Annotated in this window: 7 protein-coding genes; 5 read left to right on the top strand and 2 right to left on the bottom strand. The window is 74.1% G+C overall.

What is annotated here, in order from left to right; genetic code table 11:
• The first annotated feature begins 96 nt into the window (after positions 1-96).
• Both ALMP_RS07420 and ALMP_RS07415 read left to right on the top strand, forming a co-directional pair.
• Positions 97-675: a phosphatase PAP2 family protein gene (locus ALMP_RS07420; RefSeq protein WP_264925429.1), complete on the top strand. Its 579-nt coding sequence runs from the start codon at positions 97-99 to the stop codon at positions 673-675.
• Between the two features lie 263 nt (positions 676-938).
• Positions 939-1,112 carry a hypothetical protein gene (locus ALMP_RS07415; RefSeq protein ID WP_264925428.1) on the top strand — a complete coding sequence of 58 codons (174 nt, stop codon included), beginning with the start codon at positions 939-941 and terminating at the stop codon, positions 1,110-1,112.
• A gap of 19 nt (positions 1,113-1,131) precedes the next feature.
• Here the strand turns inward: ALMP_RS07415 and ALMP_RS44120 are convergent, their stop codons facing one another.
• Together ALMP_RS44120 and ALMP_RS07405 are read right to left on the bottom strand one after the other, a co-directional pair.
• Positions 1,132-2,772, bottom strand: coding sequence for a C40 family peptidase (locus tag ALMP_RS44120; protein WP_309299440.1), 1,641 nt, complete (start codon positions 2,770-2,772; stop codon positions 1,132-1,134).
• 315 nt (positions 2,773-3,087) lie between these two features.
• The gene (locus ALMP_RS07405; RefSeq protein ID WP_264925427.1) at positions 3,088-3,429 is read right to left on the bottom strand and encodes a helix-turn-helix domain-containing protein; all 342 of its coding nucleotides are present in this window, start codon (positions 3,427-3,429) and stop codon (positions 3,088-3,090) included.
• A 127-nt stretch (positions 3,430-3,556) separates the two neighbouring features.
• Between ALMP_RS07405 and ALMP_RS07400 the strand changes: the two genes are divergently transcribed.
• From ALMP_RS07400 to ALMP_RS07390, 3 genes are all read left to right on the top strand, one after another.
• A complete protein-coding gene (locus ALMP_RS07400; RefSeq protein WP_264925426.1) occupies positions 3,557-4,327 on the top strand; it encodes an anti-sigma factor antagonist in 771 nt (256 codons plus the stop codon).
• 93 nt (positions 4,328-4,420) lie between these two features.
• Entirely contained in the window at positions 4,421-5,029 is a 609-nt protein-coding gene (locus ALMP_RS07395) for a flavin reductase family protein (RefSeq protein ID WP_264925425.1), read from the top strand.
• Positions 5,030-5,113: 84 nt separating this feature from the next.
• Entirely contained in the window at positions 5,114-6,868 is a 1,755-nt protein-coding gene (locus ALMP_RS07390) for an immunity 49 family protein (protein WP_264925423.1), read from the top strand.
• The last annotated feature ends 19 nt before the right edge of the window (positions 6,869-6,887 follow it).

Genomic DNA, 6,887 nt, shown 5'->3' with positions numbered 1-6,887 from the left:
CCGCCCGGCCGCCGCGTTCCCGCCACCCGCCGCCCACCGGCGGCGCGACGCCGCCGGCCCCGGCCGCCCGACACCCGCACGACCAGGAGACCGACGATGTCCGACCGCCGTCCGACGCCACGCATCCGCACCCCGCACCTGGTGCGCGACCTCGCCACCCTCGACCAGGCCCTGTACGAGGCGGTCACCGTGACCAGGACCCCGACCCTGGACACCGCGTTGCGCCGGCTGTCCGCGGCGGCGGACCACTCCAAGCTGTCCTTCGCGGTCGCCGGGCTGCTCGCGGTGCGCGGCGGCCGGTCCCGCCGGGCCGCCGCCCTGGGCGTCGCCGCCATCGGCGTCGCCTCGGCCACCGCCAACCTCCTCGGCAAGCAGCTCGTACGGCGCCCGCGCCCGCACCGGTCCGCGGACTCGCCGTTCCCGGGGCGGCACGTGCCGATGCCGGACTCCGCGTCCTTCCCGTCCGGGCACACCGCGTCGGCCGTCGCCTTCGCGGCCGCCGTCGGCCCGGCCCTCCCGGCCGCCGCCGTCCCGCTGGGCCTGCTCGCCTGCGCGGTGGGCTACTCGCGGGTCCACACCGGCGTGCACTATCCGGGCGACGTCGTGGCCGGCGCCCTGCTCGGCACCGGATCGGCGGCGCTGGTGATGGCCGTCGCGTCCCGGCGCGACCGCTGACCCCTTCGGCGGGAGCGGACCACCGCTCCCGCCCCGCACGTCCACGAGTCAGCGCTCCCGCCTCGCCCCCGAGCCGCCGCGCCCGCGCTCGCGGGTCGCGTCGGAACGAGCCGTTCAGGCCAGCCGGGCGGACAGGGTTCACGGATGCGGCCGGAATCAGAGTTTCCACTACCGTGAGTAACATGATCAACTTTCAAGTAGCTGGAGCTACTCACGAGTAGGGGTAGGCTTCGGCGTCCGTCTTACCGTCTGGAGGACCCCCCATGACCTCTCCCGAGGATGCCCTGCAGCAGACCCGTGCCACCTACGAGGAGCACGTGCGCACCTGCCGCCAGTGTCACGTCGACACCGTGCCGTGTGCCGTCTCCAAGCACCTTCTGCGCGCCTACAACAACGCCAGGAGGGGGCAGATGCGCGCGGCCCAGGCGACACGCTGAGCCGCCGTCCCGCGCGGCGTCAGGACGGGCGGACCGCGCCGCGCAGGGTGCCCTCCCCGGGGGCGAACAGCGACTCCTCACGGATGTAGGCACCGGGGCCCGGCGCGTGGATCATCATGCCGTTGCCCGTACACAGGCCGGTGTGGCTCAGGTCGTCGTGGAAGAAGACGAGGTCGCCGGGCTTGAGTTCGTCGAGGCCGACCCGGGTGAACGCCCGCGCCTGGTCGATCGCGGTCCGCGGCAGCGTCACCCCGGCGGCCTTCCAGGCGGCCTGGGTGAGGCTGGAGCAGTCGTAGGACTCCGGCCCCGTCGCGCCCCACACACAGGGCCGCCCGATCTGGGCGCGCGCGAAGGCGAGGGCCTTCTCCGCCTTGCCGAGGTACGCGGTTCCCGTCACGTGGGTCGTGGCCTCGGCGGGGGCGGGGGCAGGCGCCGGGGCGGGCGCGGGTGCGGGCAGGCCCGTCGTCGGGAGGGTGAACTCCGGGACGGGGACGGAGAGCTCCGGCGTCGGGAGCGCGGTGGCGGCCGGCGCGGAGAGGGTGGCCGAGGCGGGCGCCAGGAGGTCGCCGTAACTGGCCGCGAGCAGGCCCGGCTCCGGCGGCGGGAAAGCGGATCTGGTGGGCGGCAGGGCGGGCGCGGGCGCCGCGAAGGCGGAACCGGGCACGGCCAGGCCCGCGCCGTTCGTGGCGTAGACCGAGTCGGTCGTGGCCAGAGCCGCGCCGTTCGTCGCGCCGGCCGGCGTCTGGGCGGTGAGACCCGTGCCGGTCGTCGTGGAGACGCTGAAGCCTGCGCCGTTCGTCGCCGGGGCGGAGGCCGGGGCGGACGTCGTCGGGGCGGTGAGGCCGGTCCCCGCCGTCGGGAAGAAGCCGCTTCCATCGGTCTGGGCGGACAGGTCGGCGCCGCCGGCCGGCTGCTGTCCCGCCCAGGCGTCCGCCGTCGACCGGTAGGCCGGCAACTCGCCGCTGTCCCAGGGCTGTTGGACAGGCCGGGATTCGACCGAGGGAAGGGACGGTGTCGGCTGCGAGGCGCTTCGGGCGAGCATCTCGCGGGCCGCCGTCAGCTTCTGTCGGATCTGCTCCTTGCCGGACCGCAGCGACGTCTGCGGCGCCCCGGGCGAGGAGGGCGTGACCGGCGGTGCGGCGACGGGGGCCGGCAGCAGGGCCGTGGACGCCTCCTGACGCGGCTCGGGAACGGCCGGCAGGGCTGCCACGGCCCGCCCCCCGGTCAGCTCCGGCACCGGCCGCTCACCCGACTCCAGTTCCCGTCTGCCACCCGCCTCCAACTCCCGTACGGAGCCCCGGTCGGCCGGCTGCTGGGCGGCCTGCGCCGGGCGCGGGTCCCCGGCCGGGCGGTCGGGCAGACGGTCCGCCGGGAGGGTCGCGGGCGTGGTCGGTCCGAGCCGGCCGCGCGCCACGTCGAACCACTGCCGGGCCACGGCGTCCAGGGAGGGATCGGCGGCCCGGCGCCCGCTGTTGGCGACGGACGTGACGGTCCTGCGGGTACGGCTCTTCATGGCGCGGGTGGCGTTGAAGGTCCCGGTGTCGGTCTCCGCACGGTCGTAGAGCGAGCTGACCCGCTGCTGGATCTCCGCGCGGCTCGGCTCGCCGGCCTCCTCCAGACGCGCCTTGCCCGTGGAGAGGGGGGTGCGATCCGTCGCCATGGAAGACGTACTCCTTCCGTCTCCGCCGGCCGAGTGGGCGGCTCTACCGCCCGGCAGCGCGGCGCCCTCGGGCGCCGGTTTCCGGCCGTACCACTGGTGTCACGGACTCGGCGGAAGCCGCGCGGCCGGCGGGGTTCGCCGGAGTCGGTCGTGCGGCCTGCGCGTCAACCTAGCCAACTTGTGTGGCTGGTGTGAAGATTCAAGTGTTAAATGTCCGATACGTATTCGTGACCTTCGTCTCTCTCGGTGGCAACGATGTTTGAATCGGCCCGACTTGACCGATACGCCTCGCCGCCGCCGGTGCGCGAGCCCCGGTCACGCCCCTTGCGCATCGGGCTCGGGCTGCCGGATGCGGTCCGCCTCGTCCTGTGCCAGCAGCGACAGCAGGGACGCCACCGTCAGGCCCGCCTCCGCGGGGTGGCGCAGCACCTTGCTCGGTTCGATCCGGTAACTGTTGCCGCGGCCCTCCCGGGTGTGGGACAGGTAGCCCTCCTGCTCCAGGTCGGAAATGATCTTCTGGACGGCGCGTTCGGTGAGCCGGCAGTGCGCGGCGATGTCGCGGATGCGGGCGCTGCGATTGTCCGCGATGGCCGCCAGTACGCGGGCGTGGTTGGTCAGAAACGTCCATCCGGTATGCGGTTCAGGCACTCCCTCCATGAGGCAATCCTAGGGTCAGGGATTCACGTATACCAACGCCGGAACTCTGTTTCGTGTATTGGTTGACGTATGACGGGTCCGCGAGTGACGCTGGACGTCATGAGCGGAGTGACCGGGGGAGGCGGTCATGCCAGAACCTGCGTACGGCGCGAACCACGGCGAAGAGGAGAGCTGTGTACGGGCGGAGGAGAGCGGTGGCTCGCCGGTTCGGCCCGCGCCCGGGCCGGACATCGTCCTGCGTCCCGGCGCCGACCGGGTCGTGGTGGCGGTCAGGGGCGAACTCGACCTTGAGTCCGCCGGGCACCTGGAGCGCGCCCTGCGTACCGCCCTCACCACCGCCGTCAGCGGCGTCGACCTGGACCTGGGCGAGGTCGCGTTCTGTGACTGCTCCGCCCTCAACGTGCTGCTCGGCATGCGCGAACAGGGCCTGCGGCAGGGCAAGCCGCTCGTCCTGCGCAGCGCCGGCCCCGCGGTCGAACGGTTGCTGTCGCTGACCGGTACCGACGCCCTGTTCGCCGACCCCGACCCCGACCCCGCCTCCGACGGCCGGCCCGCCGCGCAGGGGCAGGCGCCGACGGGCCCCGCCGAGCAGGACCTGCGGATCGAGGTGGTCCAGCTGCGGCGGGCCATGCAGACCCGCCCGGTGATCGACCTGGCCCGCGGCATCCTCATGGCCTCGTTCGCCCTGAGTGCCGAGGACGCCTGGCGGGTCCTGGTCGAGGCCTCCCAGCACACCAACACCAAGCTGCACCACCTCGCCCACGACCTGGTCTCCGCCGTCCAGGGACCCGCCCCGGACGACACCGTGCAGACGCAGGTGGCGGCGGCGGTGGCCAAGGTCCGGGCACGGACCCCGGCCCGCTCGGCGGACGACGGAGCCGGTCACTCGGACGACTGAATCGATCGTGGGACCCCTCCTGGTCGACGACAGGCCCCCTGAGGCCGGGGCCGGTCACGGCCCGTACCTCCCCCTCCGGTAGAACTGGCTGCCATGCGCATCGACTTCGCACCCGAGTCCCTGGGCGCGGGAGCCTTCTACCGGCTGCTCACCGCCGTCGTCGTGCCCCGGCCGATCGCCTGGGTGTCGACCCTGGCGGCCGACGGCACCACCGCCAACCTCGCACCCCACTCCTTCTTCACCGTCGCCTGCACCGACCCGCCGATCGTCCAGTTCACCTCCGTCGGCCGCAAGGACTCGCTGCGCAACATCGAGGACACCGGGGAGTTCGTGGTCAACCTCGCCCCCGAGCCGCTGTTCGAGCAGATCAACGCGAGCGCCGTCGACTTCCCCGCCGAGCAGGACGAGTTCGACGCCGTCGGCATCGAACGGGAGCCGTCGCTGCGGGTGAAGCCGCCGCGCGTGGCCGCCTCACCGGTGGCCCTGGAATGCCGGCTGCACTCCACCCTGGGCATCGGCAACTCCACCCTCGTCCTCGGCCAGGTCGTGCACGCCGCCGTCCACGAGGACGCCGTCGTCGACGGACACCCCGACATCCGCCGGCTGCGGCCGCTGGCCCGCCTCGGCCGCGACGAGTGGAGCACCATCGGCGACGTCCACGAACTGGCCCGCATCGCCTACCGCGACTGGCCGAGGAGCTGACGGGCCCGGCGAGTGGCTTCGGCGGCGGGCGGCTCCGGCGGCCACCGGCCGGGGAGCGCCGCGCCGCCTCCGTAAAGTGATCATGTGACGCCACACGACACACCCGACACCCATCTGCCCCAGCTCACCGTGGCGCAGGCCGACCGCCTGCGCGCCCTGACCGCCGACCACCTCGCCGCCCGGCACGGCATACGCCCGGCGGTCACGGCGGACACCGCCGAGCACGACGGCCGCCGGTACCCGCTCGTCAACCTCGCCCGGTGGTGCCGTGACACGCCCGAGGAGAGCTGGCCCGACCTGGTCCGGCAGCACTTCGCCCGGCTGGAGTCCGCCTCCCGCGGCGGCGAGGACGCGCAGCACTTGCTGAGCCACACCTTCCCGCGCCTGCTCCCCGACGACGCGCTCCCCGCCGAGGCCACGAACTTCGGCTACGTCCGCCCGGTGGCCGAGGAACTGATCGCCGCCCTGGCCCTGGACACGCCCGAGTCCGTGCGGATCCTCGACGACCACGACGTGGCGCGGGCCGGGCTGGACGCCCTGTGGGACGCCGCGCGGGCCAACCTGCTCGCCGAACCCGTCGAGCACACCCGGGTGACCGGCCCCAACGGGGCCGTCCTGCACTCCGTGTACGGCGACTCCCACTTCGTCGCGAGCAAGGCGCTGGTCCTGCCGGAGCTGGTCCGCGCCGTCACCGGGGCGGACCTGCCGGAGGCGGGCGCGCTGGTCGTCGTACCGACCCGGCACCTGCTGGCCTTCCACCCCGTCGTGGACGGCAGTGTCGTGGACGCCGTCAACGACCTCGGCGCGTACGCCCTCGGCGCCTACGAGGACGGCCCCGGCTCGCTCACCCCCCGGATGTACTGGTGGCACCAGGGGCGGCTCGTCTGCGTCACGGCCGTCGACCACGACACCCGCGCCCTGTCCGTCGTCCCGCCGCCGGAGCTGCTCGACCTCATCCGAAGCCTGCGCAAGGCCGGTCCCGCCGCCTCCGCCCCGGCCGGACCCGACGCCGCCTCCGCCCCGGCGGGCCCGGCCGGACCCGAGCGACTCGGCCAGGCCGTCACGGAGCTGACCGGTCGCCTCGCACACGACCCGTCCCTCTTCCCGGCCGCCCTCGACACCGCCGTGGCCCACGCCCACGCCCGCTGCGCCGACGACCCCGACGCGTCCGCGCTGGAGACCTGGGAGGCCTGGGTGACCGCGACGCAGATCGGCGGCGCCCTCTTCACCACCGTCCTCGCCGACGAGGGCACCGTGGACTGCCGTATCGGCGAGCGGACGCACACCCTGCCCGCCACCGGCCCGGCGTCCCACGCCGGCCCGCGCGCCTGGCTCGACGCCTTCTGGCTCGCGCTCGTCTGCCGCGAGAGCGACCGGGCGCGCACCCTCGCCCGGGTTCCGCTGAAGGAACTGCGCCGGGCCTCCCCGGAGTCCGACGACTACCTGTTCCACTGGATCGACACCCTCCAGAGCTACGTGGGCGGCACCCCGGTGAACGACATCGTGCCCAAGCTGCTCGCCACGATCGAGACCTCCCACCCGGACGTGGCGACCCGCACCCCGGCCGACTTCCTCAACCTCGTCGACTACCAGCCCGTCGCCCTCTTCCACCGCCTCATCAGGCGCCAGGAGGACGTCTTCGCCGAGACGCTCACCGAGGCCCTCGCCCACCACGCCCGCCACTACGAGGGCTCCACCGACCCGCGCGCCCACGTCGCCCTGGGCCCGCTGGCCATGGCGTGCCTCGCCCACGACAGCGGCTTCACCGTCGACACCGCCTCGCCCCACCTGCCGAAGCACCTCGTCGAACGGTCCTGGTACGGCGAGTTCGACACCTGACGGCAGTCGACGACACCGG

It is taken from the genome of Streptomyces sp. A012304 (assembly GCF_026008495.1).
Taxonomy (GTDB): Bacteria; Actinomycetota; Actinomycetes; order Streptomycetales; family Streptomycetaceae; genus Streptomyces.
This window is presented reverse-complemented; position numbering and strand designations above follow the sequence as displayed.

Bases quoted from the DNA above. Each gene is read 5' to 3' on its own strand.
- ALMP_RS07420 (WP_264925429.1), top strand. From the start codon at position 97: ATGTCCGACCGCCGTCCGACGCCACGCATCCGCACCCCGCACCTGGTG.
- ALMP_RS07415 (WP_264925428.1), top strand. From the start codon at position 939: ATGACCTCTCCCGAGGATGCCCTGCAGCAGACCCGTGCCACCTACGAG.
- ALMP_RS44120 (WP_309299440.1), bottom strand. From the start codon at position 2,772: ATGGCGACGGATCGCACCCCCCTCTCCACGGGCAAGGCGCGTCTGGAG.
- ALMP_RS07405 (WP_264925427.1), bottom strand. From the start codon at position 3,429: ATGGAGGGAGTGCCTGAACCGCATACCGGATGGACGTTTCTGACCAAC.
- ALMP_RS07400 (WP_264925426.1), top strand. From the start codon at position 3,557: ATGCCAGAACCTGCGTACGGCGCGAACCACGGCGAAGAGGAGAGCTGT.
- ALMP_RS07395 (WP_264925425.1), top strand. From the start codon at position 4,421: ATGCGCATCGACTTCGCACCCGAGTCCCTGGGCGCGGGAGCCTTCTAC.